Source organism: Pararhizobium sp. LjRoot235, from assembly GCF_964254145.1.
In the GTDB taxonomy this organism is placed as follows: Bacteria; Pseudomonadota; Alphaproteobacteria; order Rhizobiales; family Rhizobiaceae; genus Pararhizobium.
Map to the genome: position 1 here is coordinate 308,514 of NZ_CAXUSP020000001.1, position 15,919 is coordinate 324,432.

Sequence of the window (15,919 nt, forward strand, 5' to 3'; positions counted from 1 at the left end):
TCCCTATATACGGACTGCGTCCGTTTTTTCACCGAACGTCCGACCTCCCAAGACAGGAATTTGTCATGACAACCTCCAGCAACTACCGCCAGGCCGATTATCCGATCGAGCCGAGCTTTCTAAACCGTTGGTCACCGCGCGCGTTCACTGCTGAGACCATCTCCGAAACCGAGCTCCTGACCGTCCTTGAGGCTGGCCGCTGGGCGCCGTCGGCCTACAATTCGCAGCCCTGGCGTTTCGTCTATGCGCTCCGCGGCACCGAGCAGTGGGACCGCATCTTCCCGATTCTCAATGAGTTCAACCAGGGCTGGGCCAAGTCCGCTTCGGCGCTCGTCATCATGATCTCGAAGACCCATTTCGCGGCGCCGGGAACGACCGAAGAAAAGCCGTCCTACAGCCACAGCTTCGATACCGGTGCCGCCTGTGGCGCGATCGCCCATCAGGCCCAGCTCCTTGGTTTCCAGGCGCACGGCATGACCGGCTTACATTTCGACAAGGCCGTCGAAATCCTCGGCATTCCGGACGGCTACCGCGTCGAGGCCGCCGCGGCCATTGGCCGTCTTGGCAACAAGGCACAGCTACCGGACTATTTGCAGGCAAGCGAAACCCCGAGCCCGCGCCGTCCGCTGGCGGAAGTCGCCTTCAACGGCATCTTCGTCGCCGAGTAAACTCCAGAAAACGAAACCACGCCTTCTTGCGGAGGCGTGGTTCCGAAGTTCCAGCAATTTGATCGCCCGGATCAGATGTCGAGGTTGGCGACGCTCAGCGCGTTTTCCTGGATGAAATCGCGGCGCGGTTCGACTTCGTCGCCCATCAGGCGCGAGAACAGGCCGTCGGCGTCGGTCGCGTCGGCGACCCTGACCTGTAGCAGCGAGCGGACGTTCGGGTCGAGCGTCGTTTCCCAGAGCTGTTCGGCATTCATCTCGCCGAGACCCTTGTAGCGTTGCATCGACAGGCCCTTGCGGCCGCTGGCGAAGATCGCGTCGAGCAGTGCGCGGGGGCCGCTGATTTCCAACGCGCCATCCTTGCGGCGAAGCGTTGGCGGATGCGCATAGATTTCCTTCAGACGCGGCGTCAGCTGGTCGATGTGGCGCGCGTCGGATGAGCCGATCAGGGCCATGTCGAGCGATGCCACCTCCTTGACGCCACGAACCATGCGCTCGAAGCGCAGCCCGCCGTCACCGCCAACCACGGCCGTCCAGCCTCGTTCCGTCTCTTCGGCGATCAGGTCGAGGCGCTTCGCGACCTCTGCTGCTGTTGCTTCCGACTGCTCGGTATGTTGGTTGAGTTCCGGATTGAGTGCTCCGGCGATCGCTGCCTGCTCGACGACTGAACGGCTGTAGCGCGAGTGTAGTCCTTCGACCAGCGAGCGCAGGCGCAGAGCGTCGACGATCACTTCGCGCAGGTCCTGGCCGGCCCGGACCTCGCCGGAGCCCAGTTCAAGGGCCGCATCCTCGAGGCCCATGGAGATCAGATATTCCTCCAGTGCCTTTTCGTCCTTCAGATACTGCGCCGACTTGCCTCGAGCGACCTTATAGAGCGGTGGCTGGGCAATATAGAGGTGGCCGCGCTCGATCAGCTCCGGCATCTGCCGGAAGAAGAAGGTGAGCAGCAGGGTGCGGATGTGAGCGCCGTCGACGTCAGCATCGGTCATGATGATGATCTTGTGATAGCGCAGCTTTTCCGGATTGAACTCGTCCTTGCCGATCGAGGTGCCGAGCGCCGTGATCAATGTGCCGATTTCCTGGCTCGATAGCATCTTGTCAAAGCGGGCGCGCTCGACATTGAGGATTTTACCGCGCAACGGCAGGATCGCCTGGTTTTCGCGCGAGCGACCCTGCTTGGCCGAACCGCCTGCCGAATCCCCTTCGACCAGGAAGAGTTCGGACTTGGCCGGATCCCGTTCTGAACAGTCGGCCAGTTTTCCCGGCAGCGAGGAGATATCGAGCGCGCCCTTGCGACGCGTCAGCTCGCGCGCCTTGCGCGCCGCTTCGCGGGCCGCGGCCGCCTCGACCACCTTGCCGACGAGGATCTTGGCATCGCCCGGGTGTTCTTCCAGCCAGACGCTGAGCGCCTCGTTGACGAGGCTTTCGACGACCGGGCGGACTTCCGAGGACACCAGCTTGTCCTTGGTCTGCGAGGAGAATTTCGGGTCCGGCACCTTGACCGAGAGAACCGCCGTCAAACCCTCGCGGCAGTCGTCGCCGGTCAGCGACACTTTTTCCTTCTTCATGATGCCGGAGCTGTCGGCATAGGAGACGATCTGGCGGGTCAGCGCGCCGCGGAAACCGGCCATATGCGTGCCGCCATCGCGCTGCGGAATGTTGTTGGTGAAGCAAAGCACGTTCTCGTGGTAACTGTCGTTCCACCACATGGCGACTTCGACGGTGATGCCGTCCTTTTCACTGCGAATAGAGACAGGTTTCGAGACCAGCGGCTTCTTGGCGCGGTCGAGATAGGCGACAAAGGCTTCGAGACCGCCGTCGTAGATCATCTCGTCCTGGCGGATGTCGGAATGGCGCTTATCGGTGAGCAGGATATGGACGCCGGAATTCAGGAAGGCCAGTTCGCGCAGCCGGTGCTCGAGTGTGCCATAGTCGAACTCGACCATGGTGAAGGTGTCGCCGCTCGGCAGGAACGTCACTTCCGTGCCTGTTTCGCCGTTGCTGTCGCCGACAACTACCAGTGGCGCATCGGCGACGCCGTGCGTAAAGGACATCTCATGGATCTTGCCCTGGCGCTTGATCCGAAGCTTCAGCTTTACCGAAAGCGCATTGACCACCGAGACGCCGACGCCGTGCAGACCACCGGAGACCTTGTAGGAATTCTGGTCGAATTTGCCGCCGGCATGCAGCTGCGTCATGATCACTTCGGCAGCCGATATGCCTTCGCCAGTGTGAATGTCGGTCGGGATGCCGCGGCCATTGTCGGTAACGGTTACCGAGCCATCGGCATTGAGCGTCACGGTGACGATGTCGGCATGACCGGCCAGCGCCTCGTCGATCGCGTTGTCCACGACCTCATAGACCATGTGGTGCAGGCCGGAGCCGTCGTCAGTATCACCGATATACATGCCCGGCCTTTTGCGGACAGCATCGAGACCTTTCAGGACCTTGATGGAATCGGCACCATATTCGGCGTTTGCGCCGGCTTCGGTTTCAGGCAAATCGGTCATTCGGCTATAAGTCTTTCCAGGTTTTGATGCCATGTCTTCGGAGATCGGATTCCGTGCGAATCAGCCCTCGATGGCGCTCCCCGAATATAGGGATTTTGTCCAGAGTTCCAAATCCCGTGCAGCCTGAAAGCGGCAGAATTCAGGGGATCATCAGAGTTCCTTATCAGCAAACCGGCCTTTTTCCAAAACATCTTCCAGCATGCGGATTGTTTCGCCAGATAAGCCACGGATGCGGCCCGCGAGCCGGTTGGCAAAAGCCGTGTGGGCGGGCGACAGGCCGGAGGTGTCGAGTACGACTTTTGGATCGGAAAGTGCAGCTAGGCCGAAAAGCTCGTCGGCATCATCCCAGATGACGTTGAAATATCCCGCGACCCTTTGCAGGAACTCAAAGCTCGGTGCGCCGCGCTTTCCATGCTCCAGCGCCGAGAGATAGGCAGGCGATACGCCGATCGCGGCCGCCATCTGTTTCTGCGAGACACCTCTCACCCCTCGCAGCCGGTGCATCGCTTCGCCAAACGGCGTCATGGCGTCGAGCCCCTCGGCTTCGACAGACGGACATAGAGCGCGCCCTCGCCGCCGTGGTTGCGTGCCGCCGGCTCATAAGAGGAAATCAGCATCCGGAATTCGGGAAGCGAAAACCACATCGGCACCGCCCGTTTCAAAGCACCGTCGCTGCCGAGCGACGTCCCCTTGCCGGTGATGACGAGCACGTGCCTCAAGCCCCGCTCATGCGCGCGCAGGAGAAAATGCAACAGAAACCCATGCGCCTCGTTTTGGATCATGCCGTGCAGGTCGATCCGCGCCTCGATCGGCAGATGGCCTTTTGCCAGTTTGCGTTTGACCGGTTTTTCGAGAGGATGATGGACACGCGGGCGCTTCACAGCTTCCGGGGCGCCGCCGAAAGACTCCGCCAGTGATTTGCCTTCCCTGATCCCGGGCGGTGGCAGCTTTTCAGCTTCCGGCACCGGCTCTTCGAATTCGGCAAGCTCGTCCATGCGGCCGGGCAGCGGACGGGTGGTGCGGGCAACCTTGCCCCACAATATCCGGTCCTCGCTGGTAAGCTTCCTGATCCTAGCCATGGTCGTATCTTGCCGCTGCGGCCTTCGGAATGAAAATGAAAAAGTCGGCCTCGTTGCGCACGGCGCCAGCCCGGCGCCCGGCATCGTCACCAGAGCCGGTGAAGATGTCGCCGCGAGCGGGGCCGACGATCGCCGAGCCGGTATCGAGCGCCAGCATCAGCCTGCGAAACGGCTGGCCGTCATCGATCGAGGTCAGGCTGTCGCTCGAGATGAAGAAGGGAACGCCGAAGGTATGAATGAGGCGGTCGACCGCGAGCGAGCGGCCGGGTTCCAAAGCCACCTTCGCCGCCGCGACGGGCCCGAGTCCGGCATCACCGACCTCCGCCTCGCGAAAGAAAATGAAGGACCGATTGTTCCAGAGCACCTCGTCAGCCTCATCCGGATGATCATCCAGCCACTTGCGGATCGACTGCATCGAGACGGTCGCCGCGTCGATCTTGCCCCGCTCGATCAGCAACCTTCCGGTCGCCGAAAAATAATGCCCGGTCTTTGCCGCATAGGTGATGCGCTTCATCGATCCATCAGGAAAGACCAGCCGGGCCGCGCCTTGCACATGGGCGAAGAACACGTCGACCTTGGACTTCGCATAGGCGATCTCCAGTCCGCGTCCGGTAAGAAAGCCCTGCTCGATCGCCTTGCGATCCGGATGTTCGCCAACGACACCGTCCTTCAATCGGCCGAAGGCAAAATACGGGTCCAAACCATCCGGCCGATTGTTATCGTCGATATCGATGAGGTCGTCCGGCCGGCGGTAGAAGGGAAAGCGGAATGTCTCATCCGGCGTCGCGCCGACGAGGACTTCGGGTTCGTAAAAAGCCGTGACGAAACCAGGCTTGCCATCCCTGCGGACGATCTTGAACGGGACGAAGTGTTCTTCGAAGAAAGCCCGCGCCGCACTTTCGGTCCGTATCTCAACTGTCGATGCCGCCGTATAGGCCGGCATCAGGTCGGCGGACGAGACCCCGAGCGATCCTGTCTTGTGCGATTTGACGGATGCGACTTGTCGGCGACAGCGCCTGAGGGCGGACAGCAAAGGCAACGGATTGTCGTCGCGCCAACCGGGGAGGCCGGAAAAGTCGATCCGCTGCAAATCGAAATCCATCGCCCGGTCCTGATCAGTTTTCGGATTCGGTGGCGATCAGCTTCCAGTTCGGATCGCGCGAGCGGATGTCGCGGGAGAACGTCCAGAGGTCGTTGACTTCAGAGACGGCCTCAGCGTCGCCATCTACGATGGCCCCGGATCTGTCGTAAGTCGCGGAAATCAGCTGGCTGATGATACGCAGCGTGATGTTGGCTTCGCTGTCCTTGATCTCGGCATGCACCATGTCGGCCTTCTCGATGCCAACGAAGGTGGATTTGACCACTTCGCCCTTGCTTTCGCGCTCGGAAATCGCCGCATCGAAACCTTCGAACACTTCGCGGGACAAAAGACCCTTGAGCGTCTTGCGGTCGCCGTCGGCAAACGCCATGACGATCATTTCATAGGCCATCTTGGCGCCGTTGACGAACTCCAGCGGGTCGAAATTCGGATCGGCATCGTTCATGCGGCGCAGTACATCATTGAGCGGCGTTCCGGCCTTGGTGAAGGCATCGATATCGGCATAACGTGTAATGTCCTCGCCGGCGCCATCGCGGCGGGGAAGTTGCACGACCTTGCCGGATGCTTCCGGGCCTTGGGCAGCTTCGCGGGGTGAGTAGGGATCAACGGGCGGACGTTCGTTACCGGTCCTCTTGCCCAGCACGCTACGCAACTGGAGGAAGATGATCACCGCGGCGACCAGGAAAAACAATGTGATGAAGTCGAAAGAGCCCATTTCCACCCAGAACCGCTGTTAAAATGCCGTGCAATCATCCCATATAGTCTGCATGGCACGATCATTCAAATGACTATATCACTTCTTTGCACTTGCTGGTCCACAGGGACGGGCTGCTTTCAGATTAAGTGGACACCATGCGCGCTCTGATCATTCCGCTGCTTTTTCTTTTGATGCCGCTTGCAGAGATCGCGGCCTTCATTTTCGTTGGCCGCGAAATCGGTGTCGGCATGACGTTGCTTGTGGTACTGACAAGTGCGATCACCGGTGCCGTTCTCCTGCGTACACAGGGCATAGGCGTGTTGCGGAAAATTCATGAGGCCGCGCAGACCGGCACCGACCCTGGGCGGCAGCTCGTGCATGGCGCAATGATCGTGGTCGCTGCACTCCTGCTGATCATTCCCGGCTTCATCAGCGATGTCATTGGGCTGCTGCTTTTCATTCCAGCTGTCAGGGATCTCGGCTGGTCGCTAATCAAGAACCGCCTGACGATCGTGACGACAGGTGGCGGATTTTCGCGGGGGCCGGAACCCGACCGCCGTTCGCCGCACCGATCCGGCCCGCAGGTCATCGACCTCGACGAAGACGAATTTTCCCGCACCAATGGCCGCGGCCGCACCGATCCGAACGAGCGCGACCGCCTGAAGTGAGAGGCGCTCCGGGTTGTAAGCCCCGGTGCGAAGTGCTAGATGGCCTCACCAAATTCATGTCCGAAGGAAAAGGCCTTATGACCGATACCGCATCTACTCCCAACGGCGGCGCTGCAGAGAGCCCGTCCCTGAACATCCTGGCGCAGTACATCAAGGACCTTTCGTTTGAAAATCCGGGTGCGCCGCGTTCGCTTCAGGCCCGCGACAAGGCCCCGTCGATCAACATCAATGTCAACGTCAACGCCAATCCGCTGTCGGATGCCGAGTTCGACGTCGTGCTGACGCTGAACGCCGAAGCCAAGGACGGCGACAAGATGCTGTTCAATGTCGAACTCGCCTATGGCGGCGTCTTCCGTGTCACCGGCTTTCCGCAGGAGCACATGCTGCCCCTGCTCTTCATCGAATGCCCGCGCCTGCTCTTCCCGTTCGCCCGCCAGATCGTTTCCGATGCAACGCGCAACGGCGGCTTCCCGCCGCTGATGATCGACCCGATCGATTTCGCCCAGATGTTTGCCCAGCGCATGGCTGAAGAAAAAGTCCGGGCGCAGGTCTCCGCCAACACGAACTGATCCGGTTCCCGTCGCGTGCGATTTGAATGATGCCCGGTTTTCGACCGGGCATTTTCATTTGGCGGGTTCGTATTTCGCCCAGATGGCCTTCGCACCCATTTTAGCGATGAGCGCGGCATGCGCTTCGATTTCTGCAATGCTCAACCGGGAGCCGAGCGGCTGCGGCCTTTGCCCGGCGACGATGATGATCTCGCCGGTTGCGACGGCCGGGCCACCGCGGTTCTCACCTGACAGAAGACCAAGTGCTGCCTGCCTGCCGCCGATCATCTCAATATAAACTTCCGCCAAAAGCTCGGAGTCGAGCAACGCGCCGTGCCTGGTCCGGTGAGAATTGTCGATCCCGTACCGCCGGCAGAGTGCATCGAGCGAATTCGGACCCATCGGGTGTTTGCGGCGGGCCAGCGCCAATGTGTCGGTCACCAGATCATTGGCGATCGCCGCCAGGCCGAGCCGGGCAAATTCGGCGTTCATGAAGCCCATGTCGAAGGTCGCGTTGTGAGCCACCCAGCGGGCGTCGCCGAAAAATTCGAGCAGTTCGGTGACGATGCCGGAGAAATCAGGCTTGTCTTTAAGGAACTCGTCCGAAATGCCATGGACCGCCAGAGCGTCGGGATGCACCTTCCGGTCGACGGGATTGATATAGACGTGAAACGTCCGGCCTGTCGGAAAATGATTGTCGAGTTCGATGCCGCCGATTTCGATGACGCGGTCCAGTCTGTTATCGAGGCCCGTCGTTTCCGTATCGAAGATGATTTCGCGCATCATGGCCTCTTCTGGGTGGTCACCTGCCGGACGATCGCCGCAACTTGGGTGCGGGTCGAATCAAACTCACCACTGGTATCGATGATGTAATCCGCTTTCGCACGTTTTTCGGCATCTGGAACCTGGCGGGAGAGAATGAGGGCGAATTTTTCCTCCGTCATCCCCGGCCTTTTCATCACGCGGTCCTTCTGGGTCGCCGGATCGCACGTAACGACCACCACTGCATCGACACGGTTTTCCGCCTTCGTCTCGAACAACAGCGGGATGTCGAGCAGGACGAGCGGTGATTTTTCTGCGCGGTGACGGGCAAGGAACGCTCTTTCCGCCTTGCGCACAAGCGGATGAACGATGGCTTCGAGCGTCTTGAACAATGCCGGATTTTCTGAGAGCTGCCGGGACAGTTCCTTCCTGTCGACGACACCCGCCACCGTCGCTCCCGGGAACACCGCCTCTATCGGCGCGACCGCCTCGCCCCGATAGAGCGCATGCACGACGGCGTCCGCGTCGTTTACAGGCACGCCGAGATCCGCGAACATTTGCGCGGCGGTCGATTTGCCCATGCCGATCGATCCTGTCAGTCCCAGAATGATCATGCGTGCCGCGCCATGTCGTCGATGATGATCTGCCGCAGCGTCGCATCAACCTGCGGTCTCTTGCCAAACCATTTTTCAAAGCCGGGGGCTGCCTGATGCAGGAGCATGCCAAGACCATCGACGATCTTATGCCCCTGTGCTTCGGCTTGCTGCAGGATCGGCGTCTTCAATGGGACGTAGACGATATCGGTCACGACGCTACCGGGTGGCATCATCGCGAAGTCGATGTCGGGCGCCTCTGATCCGTCCATTCCGAGAGACGTGGTATTGATGAAAAGGCCGGCGTCTCGCATGACTTCCGCCAAGGCCTCCATCGGCTGCGCGTGAACCGCCGGGCCGAACCGATCGGCCAGTTCCTGTGCCCGGGCTTGCGTGCGGTTGACCACATGAATGGTCTTGACGCCGCGATCGCGCACCGCCTGGATTACTGCCCGGCTGGCGCCGCCGGCACCGAGGACGATCGCGGTGTCGCATCGATCCCAACCCATGGAGCGTTCGTCGAGATTAGCCGTGAAACCATAACCGTCGGTATTCGTCGCATGCACCAACCCATCCTCGACCCACAGGGTATTCGACGCACCGAGTTCGGTGCTCAACGCGTCCGGCCGGTCGGAAAGGGCGAAGGCCATTTCCTTGTGCGGGATGGTGACATTGCCGCCGATAAAACCGGACTTGCCATTCCGGAGCGACGCGATGAAAGCCGGAAAGTCGTCCGGGGCGACTTCGTACGCCCGGTAGCTTCCTTCGAGACCAAACTGTTTCAGCCAATAACTATGGATCAAAGGCGAGCGGGAATGCTTGACGGGATAGCCGGCGACGAAGGCATGGTTAACAAATGTTTCACGTGAATCACGCATCGATCACTCGCAAATCCCTGAGTTTCGCCAGAAGCGGCAGCATGGGCAGACCGAGGATCGTGAAATAATCACCTTCGATCCTCTCAAAAAGCTGGATGCCCTCGCCCTCCAGCTGATAGGCCCCGACGCTCGACAGGGCCTTTGCCCCGACGCGCTCGAGATGCTGCTCGACGAAGCCGGCGCTTAGCGCCCGAACCGTCATCCGGGCGCAGGAAACGTGTTTCCAGAGGATGCCGGTGCCGCGGGTCAAGACGATCGCGCTGTTCAGCTGGTGGGTCTTTCCAGAGAGCGACAGCAGATGCTCCCTCGCCTCATTCATGTCCTTCGGCTTGTGGTAGACGCGCTCGCCAAGCGACATGGTCTGGTCGGAACCAACAATGATGTCATACGGAAGCGTTTCCCCGACCTTGCGTGCTTTCGCCTCGGCAAGGATGAGCGCCATCTCCTCTGGCGGGAGATGCTGCTGCTCCATCTGACTTTCGATCGCCCGTTCATCGATCTCGGCCGCCATCGCTTGAAAACGGATACCGGCATTCTCCAGCAGCATGCGCCGGAAGGGGCTCGCCGAAGCGAGGACAAGAGAGCCTGCCATTGTCTTCCTATCCTGATTGACCGGATTCGCCTTAACGCAGCCGCGGTCTCAGGGCAACAATTGCCGCCGCCGTTTCCTCGATAGACCGGCGGGTCACGTCGATCATCGGCCAGTTGTTGCGGGTGCAGAGCGATCGCGCATATTTCAGTTCCTCGGCAATCGAGGCTCGGTCAACATATTCTTCTGCGCGGAAATTATGGGATGCCGTTCCAAGCACCCGGTTCTGCCGCACCTGGGAAATCCGGTCGACAGTCGCAATCAGTCCGACGACCAACGGCTTCGTCGCCTCCATCAGCCGGTCCGGCAACGGGACGCCGGGCACAATCGGGATATTGGCGGTCTTTATGCCACGATTAGCCAGATAGATGCTGGTCGGCGTCTTCGAGGTCCGGCTGATGCCGACCAGCACGACATCGGCATCATTGAAATCTGCGGGCATCTGGCCGTCGTCATGATCCATCGTGAAATTGAGCGCATCGATGCGCGCGAAATAGTCGGCATCCATCACATGCTGGGCGCCGGACCGCCGCCGCGATGTCGTGCCGAGATAGGACTGAAAGAGATCGATGATCGGGTCGAGCACCGAGACACACGGCAGCCCCATCTCCTTGCAGGCCGCATCGATGATATCGGCCAGTTCCCGGTCGACTATCGTATACAGCACGATCCCCGGCGCGCCGTCCACCGCCTCCATCACCTGCATCAACTGCTTGCGGTTCCTGATCAGCGGATAAACGTGCTCAAGCGCATGCGACGACTGAAACTGGGCGGCCGCTGCCCGGCCCGCCGCGATCAGCGTCTCGCCGGTCGAATCGGAGATCAGGTGCAGGTGGAAATAATTTTTATGGTTCTCCACGCTATTCTCCGCAGGTTGTTGATAAACCGGGACAGCGACAGCTAAAGGCGGCCGCGTTTCAAAGGCAAGGGGAAAACCGGCGAGTTATTCACAATCCGGATTCTTGGGAAGCCGATTTCCAGCCCTTGTGGACAAGACTCATGGTTGGACAAAATGTCACGTTCGTCCACCGCTTATCCACATTAAACCGCAGGCGGAGAATAAGGCTCAAGAATTTGAATCCTTGATCGTTTTCTGGATTATCCCCATTCCTTTGGGAAAGATCGTCAAAGCAATTCAGTCATCGGCCCGATCGCGAACAAATGTGGAAAGGGACCGGATGGCTTTTAATCCTTGATAGTCACCGACTCTAAGAAATAGAAACCTTAGATAAATGATTTCTTTTATATTGGGAGAACGTCTCGGTGACCGCGAAAACCCGCAAGGTGTTACAGGTGTTGAATGGTGAAATCCTGTCACCTCCCCCCGTCTGGTTGATGCGGCAAGCAGGTCGTTATCTTCCCGAATACCGCAAGACGCGCGCGACAGCTGGCAGCTTCCTCGATCTTTGCTATTCGCCGGAGCTTGCTGTCGAGGTGACATTGCAGCCGATTCGGCGGTATGGTTTTGACGCCGCCATTCTGTTTTCCGACATCCTTGTCATTCCCGATGCGCTGAAGCGTAACGTGCGCTTCGAAGAGGGGCATGGACCGCACATGGATCCGATCGATGCGGCGGAAATCGCAAAGCTCGATGTCCGGCCTGTCTCCGATCACTTGAAGCCGGTTATCGAAACGGTGCGGCGCTTGCGTCAGGAATTGCCTGATGAAACGACGTTGCTCGGCTTCTGCGGTGCGCCCTGGACGGTGGCGACCTATATGATTGCCGGCCACGGAACGCCGGACCAGGCGCCCGCGCGCTTGTTTGCCTATCGCTATCGGGAAGCCTTCGACCAGTTGCTGGCGACGCTTGCGGATGTCTCGGCGGATTACCTTGTCGAGCAGATTGATGCCGGCGCCGACGCAGTGCAGATTTTCGATTCCTGGGCAGGCGTCCTCGGCGAAGACGAGTTTCTGCGTTATGCTGTTAAGCCAGTTCGCCGGATGATCGATAGTGTTCGTGCTCGCCGGCCGAATGCCAAGATCATCTGCTTCGCGAAGGGTGCCGGTATTCTGCTCAAGGATTATCGCCACGGAACCAGTGCCGATGCGATCGGTCTCGACTGGTCTGTCCCGCTTTCCTTTGCGGCCGAGCTTCAGAAGGATGGTCCGGTGCAGGGTAATCTCGACCCGATGAGGGTGGTGGCCGGTGGCCGGGCCCTGGATGAAGGCATTGACGCTATCCTTCAGGTGCTCGGCAGCGGTCCGCTGATCTTCAATCTCGGCCATGGCATTACGCCGCAGGCTGATCCGGAAAACGTTTCCCGTCTTGTCTCGCGAGTGCGCGGAGCCAGGCAATGAGCGAACGTCAGACCGCCGCGGGTCCCGGCAACAAGGCCCGGGCGCGCGCCTCCATCGCAATCGCCCTGTTCCTGGCACTGCTCGCTGCATTGTTTCTCTGGCAGCCCGACAACCTCTATCTCTGGATCAAGGCGCTACACCTCATTGCCGTGATGTCCTGGATGGCTGCGCTGCTCTACATGCCGCGACTGTTCATCTATCACACCGATGCCGCCCCGGGTTCGGAACAGTCCGAAACGTTCAAGGTGATGGAGCAGCGACTCTTGAAGGTCATCATGAATCCGGCAATGATGATCACCTGGGTGCTCGGGCTCTATCTCGCTTGGCGCTTCTATGGATTTCAGGGCGGGTGGCTGCATGCGAAGCTGTTGCTTGTCGTTATCCTGACCGGCGTCCATGTCCTGTTCGCCCGTGCCGTGCGCGCGTTTGGGCGGGATGAAAACACCCGCAGTGCCCGGTACTGGCGGCTGATGAACGAAGCGCCGACCCTCTTGATGATCCTGATCGTCATCATGGCAGTGGTGAAACCTTTTTGATTCATGTGCGATCAAGAGGAAACTTCGAGTAATTTCTCCAGACCCCTTGCGGCGCATCGAGTGAATCGCTATTTTCCCGCCACCTCCTCTTTCGTGGCATATGTAAACGTTACGAGTCTGCCCCTTCCCGCTGCAGCTCCCCTTACATCAGACACGCCGATTTTCCATTCGAATTCCAAGTGTGGTCCCCTTCATGGCTGAAATGAAGCTACAAGAACTTAAAAACAAATCCGCCACCGATCTGTTGGCCTTTGCCGAATCGGTCGAGGTCGAGAACGCCAGCGTCATGCGCAAGCAGGAACTGATGTTCGCGATCCTGAAAATGCTTGCGAGCCAAGATATCGAGATCATCGGTGAAGGCGTCGTCGAAGTGCTGCAGGACGGTTTTGGCTTCCTGCGCTCCGCGAATGCCAACTATCTGCCGGGTCCGGACGACATCTACATTTCCCCCTCGCAGATCCGCCGCTTCTCGCTGAAGACCGGCGATACCGTCGAGGGCCCGATCCGCGGGCCGAAGGAGGGCGAACGGTATTTCGCCCTGCTCAAGGTCAATACGATCAATTTCGAGGATCCGGAAAAAATCCGGCACAAAGTGCATTTCGACAATCTGACGCCGCTCTATCCGAACGAGCGCTTCAAGATGGAGCTTGAGGTCCCGACCTCGAAGGACCTCTCCGCCCGCGTCATTGACCTGATCGCCCCGCTCGGCAAGGGCCAGCGCGGCCTGATCGTCGCGCCGCCGCGAACCGGTAAGACGGTTCTGCTGCAGAACATCGCCCATTCGATCACCGCCAACCATCCGGAATGCTACCTCATCGTTCTCCTGATCGACGAGCGGCCGGAAGAAGTGACGGACATGCAGCGTTCGGTGAAGGGCGAAGTCGTATCGTCGACCTTCGACGAGCCGGCAACGCGCCACGTCCAGGTGGCCGAGATGGTCATCGAAAAGGCCAAGCGGCTTGTCGAGCACGGTCGCGACGTCATCATCCTGCTTGATTCGATCACCCGTCTCGGTCGCGCCTACAACACCGTCGTGCCGTCATCGGGCAAGGTGCTGACCGGCGGTGTCGACGCCAACGCCCTGCAGCGGCCGAAGCGCTTCTTCGGTGCCGCCCGTAACATCGAGGAAGGCGGCTCGCTGACGATCATTGCGACGGCCCTGATTGATACCGGCAGCCGTATGGACGAAGTCATCTTCGAAGAATTCAAGGGCACCGGTAACTCGGAAATCGTGCTGGATCGCAAGGTCGCCGACAAGCGCATCTTCCCGTCTATGGACATCCTCAAATCCGGTACGCGCAAGGAAGACCTTCTTGTGCCGCGCCAGGACCTGCAGAAGATCTTCGTGCTTCGCCGCATCCTTGCACCGATGGGCACCACCGACGCGATCGAGTTCCTGATCGACAAGCTGAAGCAGACCAAGACCAATGGTGATTTCTTCGAATCGATGAATACCTGATCGACTCGATCGATTCCCAGACAAGGCCCAGGTTCAGCCTGGGCTTTCGTGTTTTTAGCCATCGATATCTTAGCCGGAGTCATGGCTGTGTAACGCGCAGTGAAACGCTATATGGCGTATAATCGCGCCTGTTATCTGGTTCGAGCGAGGATGTTGCGGCGGTGAACCATCAACACGATCAAGCAGTGGCAGACACGATCTATGCCTTGTCCTCCGGCGGACTTCCGTCCGGCGTGGCCGTGATCCGTATCAGCGGTCCGCAGACAAGATCGGCCCTCGAACGGTTGTGTGGATCGCTACCTCAGCCAAGACAGGCGACGCTGCGACTGGTTCGCAATCGTAACAATGATGTGCTTGATCAGGGGCTGGTGCTTTATTTCCCGGCGCCCGCTTCTTTCACGGGAGAGGATTGCGCGGAACTCCAGGTCCATGGCGGCCGCGCCGTGATCGATGCCATTCTGGCCGAACTCTCCGTTATTCCCGGACTGAAACATGCCGAGGCCGGCGAATTCTCGCGGCGCGCCTTTCACAATAACAAGCTCGATCTGGTGGAGATAGAGGGCCTCGCTGATCTGATTGTCGCGGAAACCGAGATGCAACGGCGCCTTGCACAGGAACATTCGAGCGGACACCTCTCGGCCCTTTATCAGGGTTGGGCGCGCCGGCTTGTCCATGCAAGGGCAATGATCGAGGCCGAGCTTGATTTCGCCGACGAGGACGATGTCCCGGGTTCCGTGGCGGCGTCCATCTGGGTGGATATGCGAGCCCTGCGCGAAGCGATCGACGAGCATTTGGCCGGCGCCGGCACAGCGGAGATCATCCGCGACGGCCTGAAAATCGTGATTGCCGGCGAGCCGAACGCCGGCAAATCGAGCCTGCTCAACCATCTTGCCCGCCGCGATGTTGCCATCGTCACCGATATAGCCGGCACCACCAGGGACGTGCTGTCGGTCGATCTTTCCTTAGCCGGATTCGCCGTTCGTCTGTTCGATACCGCCGGCCTTCGGAGTACCGATGACGTGGTTGAGAAAGAGGGCGTCCGGCGTGCCTATATGACGCTTGAGCAGGCAGACGTTATCCTGCTGCTGGCGGACGCCCCGGGCGGATTTCCGGTCGTGGGAGGGCCGAACGCAACCAAGCCGGTGATTCGCGTCGGCACCAAGATTGATCGGAATGGCAATTTGTGGGATAAGGCTGACGCCGATGTCCTGATATCGACGATAACGGGCGAGGGAATTGACCGGCTTATCGAACAATTGAAAAGCCACCTGCCCGACCTGTCGGGTCAAACAGCATTGTCCTTGCCGTCCCGCAAGAGGCAAGTCAGTTGTCTCAAGCAGGCACGCGATGCGATCGATATGAGTTTGGCGCAATCTAATCGCGGCCTTGATATTCAGGCGGAGTATCTGCGGCAGGCGGGTGACGCGCTTGGCCGAATTACCGGGCGGGTGGATGTGGAAGACCTGCTGGATGTGATTTTCTCGGAGTTCTGTATCGGCAAATAGGTTGCAACCGCCAATACAACGTGTGCGAGTCTC

Annotated in this window: 17 protein-coding genes; 7 read left to right on the forward strand and 10 right to left on the reverse strand. The window is 59.6% G+C overall.

The features are described from left to right. Window positions 1–65 precede the first annotated feature (65 nt). Window positions 66–668: a nitroreductase family protein gene (locus tag ACSQ2Z_RS01500; protein WP_436079579.1), complete on the forward strand. Its 603-nt coding sequence runs from the start codon at window positions 66–68 to the stop codon at window positions 666–668. Between the two features lie 71 nt (window positions 669–739). Here ACSQ2Z_RS01500 and gyrB read toward each other — a convergent pair whose 3' ends face one another. From gyrB to ACSQ2Z_RS01525, 5 genes are all read right to left on the reverse strand, one after another. Further along, entirely contained in the window at window positions 740–3,208 is a 2,469-nt protein-coding gene (gene gyrB, locus ACSQ2Z_RS01505; protein ID WP_436079580.1) for a DNA topoisomerase (ATP-hydrolyzing) subunit B, read from the reverse strand. A gap of 117 nt (window positions 3,209–3,325) precedes the next feature. Further along, window positions 3,326–3,700, reverse strand: coding sequence for a helix-turn-helix domain-containing protein (locus ACSQ2Z_RS01510; RefSeq protein WP_436079581.1), 375 nt, complete (start codon window positions 3,698–3,700; stop codon window positions 3,326–3,328). Beyond that, window positions 3,697–4,254, reverse strand: coding sequence for a Smr/MutS family protein (locus tag ACSQ2Z_RS01515; RefSeq protein WP_436079582.1), 558 nt, complete (start codon window positions 4,252–4,254; stop codon window positions 3,697–3,699). Before ACSQ2Z_RS01515 ends, ACSQ2Z_RS01510 begins: the two co-directional genes overlap by 4 nt. Further along, complete coding sequence (gene mltA / locus ACSQ2Z_RS01520; RefSeq protein ID WP_436079583.1) at window positions 4,247–5,356, reverse strand: murein transglycosylase A; 1,110 nt, start codon at window positions 5,354–5,356, stop codon at window positions 4,247–4,249. Before mltA ends, ACSQ2Z_RS01515 begins: the two co-directional genes overlap by 8 nt. 13 nt (window positions 5,357–5,369) lie before the next feature. Next, window positions 5,370–6,068, reverse strand: a complete 699-nt coding sequence (locus ACSQ2Z_RS01525; protein ID WP_436079584.1) for a Tim44/TimA family putative adaptor protein — start codon at window positions 6,066–6,068, stop codon at window positions 5,370–5,372. 137 nt (window positions 6,069–6,205) lie between these two features. Here ACSQ2Z_RS01525 and ACSQ2Z_RS01530 point away from each other — a divergent pair, with 137 nt between their 5' ends. Both ACSQ2Z_RS01530 and secB read left to right on the forward strand, forming a co-directional pair. Then, window positions 6,206–6,718: an FxsA family protein gene (locus ACSQ2Z_RS01530; RefSeq protein WP_436079585.1), complete on the forward strand. Its 513-nt coding sequence runs from the start codon at window positions 6,206–6,208 to the stop codon at window positions 6,716–6,718. A 77-nt stretch (window positions 6,719–6,795) separates the two neighbouring features. After that, a complete protein-coding gene (gene secB / locus ACSQ2Z_RS01535; protein WP_436079586.1) occupies window positions 6,796–7,287 on the forward strand; it encodes a protein-export chaperone SecB in 492 nt (163 codons plus the stop codon). Between the two features lie 54 nt (window positions 7,288–7,341). On the opposite strand, the gene dnaQ is transcribed toward secB, so the two are convergent. The 5 genes from dnaQ to ACSQ2Z_RS01560 are packed head-to-tail and all read right to left on the reverse strand — an operon-like array spanning window position 7,342 to window position 10,947. Next, complete coding sequence (gene dnaQ / locus ACSQ2Z_RS01540; protein ID WP_436082936.1) at window positions 7,342–8,049, reverse strand: DNA polymerase III subunit epsilon; 708 nt, start codon at window positions 8,047–8,049, stop codon at window positions 7,342–7,344. Further along, window positions 8,049–8,642, reverse strand: a complete 594-nt coding sequence (coaE, locus tag ACSQ2Z_RS01545) for a dephospho-CoA kinase (protein WP_436079587.1) — start codon at window positions 8,640–8,642, stop codon at window positions 8,049–8,051. Before coaE ends, dnaQ begins: the two co-directional genes overlap by 1 nt. Further along, entirely contained in the window at window positions 8,639–9,499 is an 861-nt protein-coding gene (locus tag ACSQ2Z_RS01550) for a shikimate dehydrogenase (protein ID WP_436079588.1), read from the reverse strand. Before ACSQ2Z_RS01550 ends, coaE begins: the two co-directional genes overlap by 4 nt. After that, a complete protein-coding gene (locus tag ACSQ2Z_RS01555; RefSeq protein WP_436079589.1) occupies window positions 9,492–10,091 on the reverse strand; it encodes a Maf-like protein in 600 nt (199 codons plus the stop codon). Before ACSQ2Z_RS01555 ends, ACSQ2Z_RS01550 begins: the two co-directional genes overlap by 8 nt. A 31-nt stretch (window positions 10,092–10,122) precedes the next feature. After that, the gene (locus tag ACSQ2Z_RS01560; protein WP_436079590.1) at window positions 10,123–10,947 is read right to left on the reverse strand and encodes a pyruvate, water dikinase regulatory protein; all 825 of its coding nucleotides are present in this window, start codon (window positions 10,945–10,947) and stop codon (window positions 10,123–10,125) included. Between the two features lie 404 nt (window positions 10,948–11,351). On the opposite strand from ACSQ2Z_RS01560, the gene hemE reads away from it, so the two are divergent. From hemE to mnmE, 4 genes are all read left to right on the forward strand, one after another. Further along, a complete protein-coding gene (gene hemE, locus ACSQ2Z_RS01565; protein ID WP_436079591.1) occupies window positions 11,352–12,386 on the forward strand; it encodes a uroporphyrinogen decarboxylase in 1,035 nt (344 codons plus the stop codon). Continuing rightward, a complete protein-coding gene (gene hemJ / locus ACSQ2Z_RS01570; RefSeq protein WP_436079592.1) occupies window positions 12,383–12,922 on the forward strand; it encodes a protoporphyrinogen oxidase HemJ in 540 nt (179 codons plus the stop codon). The genes hemE and hemJ overlap by 4 nt, the downstream gene beginning before the upstream one ends. A gap of 193 nt (window positions 12,923–13,115) precedes the next feature. Beyond that, window positions 13,116–14,381 carry a transcription termination factor Rho gene (gene rho, locus ACSQ2Z_RS01575; RefSeq protein ID WP_436079593.1) on the forward strand — a complete coding sequence of 422 codons (1,266 nt, stop codon included), beginning with the start codon at window positions 13,116–13,118 and terminating at the stop codon, window positions 14,379–14,381. 185 nt (window positions 14,382–14,566) lie between these two features. Next, window positions 14,567–15,886, forward strand: coding sequence for a tRNA uridine-5-carboxymethylaminomethyl(34) synthesis GTPase MnmE (mnmE, locus tag ACSQ2Z_RS01580; RefSeq protein ID WP_436082937.1), 1,320 nt, complete (start codon window positions 14,567–14,569; stop codon window positions 15,884–15,886). Window positions 15,887–15,919 lie beyond the last annotated feature (33 nt).

Excerpts from the sequence above, each read along its gene's own strand:
- hemJ (WP_436079592.1), top strand. The coding sequence starts at position 12,383 with ATGAGCGAACGTCAGACCGCCGCGGGTCCCGGCAACAAGGCCCGGGCG.
- ACSQ2Z_RS01555 (WP_436079589.1), bottom strand. The coding sequence starts at position 10,091 with ATGGCAGGCTCTCTTGTCCTCGCTTCGGCGAGCCCCTTCCGGCGCATG.
- ACSQ2Z_RS01510 (WP_436079581.1), bottom strand. The coding sequence starts at position 3,700 with ATGACGCCGTTTGGCGAAGCGATGCACCGGCTGCGAGGGGTGAGAGGT.
- ACSQ2Z_RS01525 (WP_436079584.1), bottom strand. The coding sequence starts at position 6,068 with ATGGGCTCTTTCGACTTCATCACATTGTTTTTCCTGGTCGCCGCGGTG.
- ACSQ2Z_RS01550 (WP_436079588.1), bottom strand. The coding sequence starts at position 9,499 with ATGCGTGATTCACGTGAAACATTTGTTAACCATGCCTTCGTCGCCGGC.
- coaE (WP_436079587.1), bottom strand. The coding sequence starts at position 8,642 with ATGATCATTCTGGGACTGACAGGATCGATCGGCATGGGCAAATCGACC.
- ACSQ2Z_RS01515 (WP_436079582.1), bottom strand. The coding sequence starts at position 4,254 with ATGGCTAGGATCAGGAAGCTTACCAGCGAGGACCGGATATTGTGGGGC.
- secB (WP_436079586.1), top strand. The coding sequence starts at position 6,796 with ATGACCGATACCGCATCTACTCCCAACGGCGGCGCTGCAGAGAGCCCG.
- gyrB (WP_436079580.1), bottom strand. The coding sequence starts at position 3,208 with ATGGCATCAAAACCTGGAAAGACTTATAGCCGAATGACCGATTTGCCT.
- ACSQ2Z_RS01530 (WP_436079585.1), top strand. The coding sequence starts at position 6,206 with ATGCGCGCTCTGATCATTCCGCTGCTTTTTCTTTTGATGCCGCTTGCA.
- mltA (WP_436079583.1), bottom strand. The coding sequence starts at position 5,356 with ATGGATTTCGATTTGCAGCGGATCGACTTTTCCGGCCTCCCCGGTTGG.
- rho (WP_436079593.1), top strand. The coding sequence starts at position 13,116 with ATGGCTGAAATGAAGCTACAAGAACTTAAAAACAAATCCGCCACCGAT.
- ACSQ2Z_RS01500 (WP_436079579.1), top strand. The coding sequence starts at position 66 with ATGACAACCTCCAGCAACTACCGCCAGGCCGATTATCCGATCGAGCCG.
- dnaQ (WP_436082936.1), bottom strand. The coding sequence starts at position 8,049 with ATGCGCGAAATCATCTTCGATACGGAAACGACGGGCCTCGATAACAGA.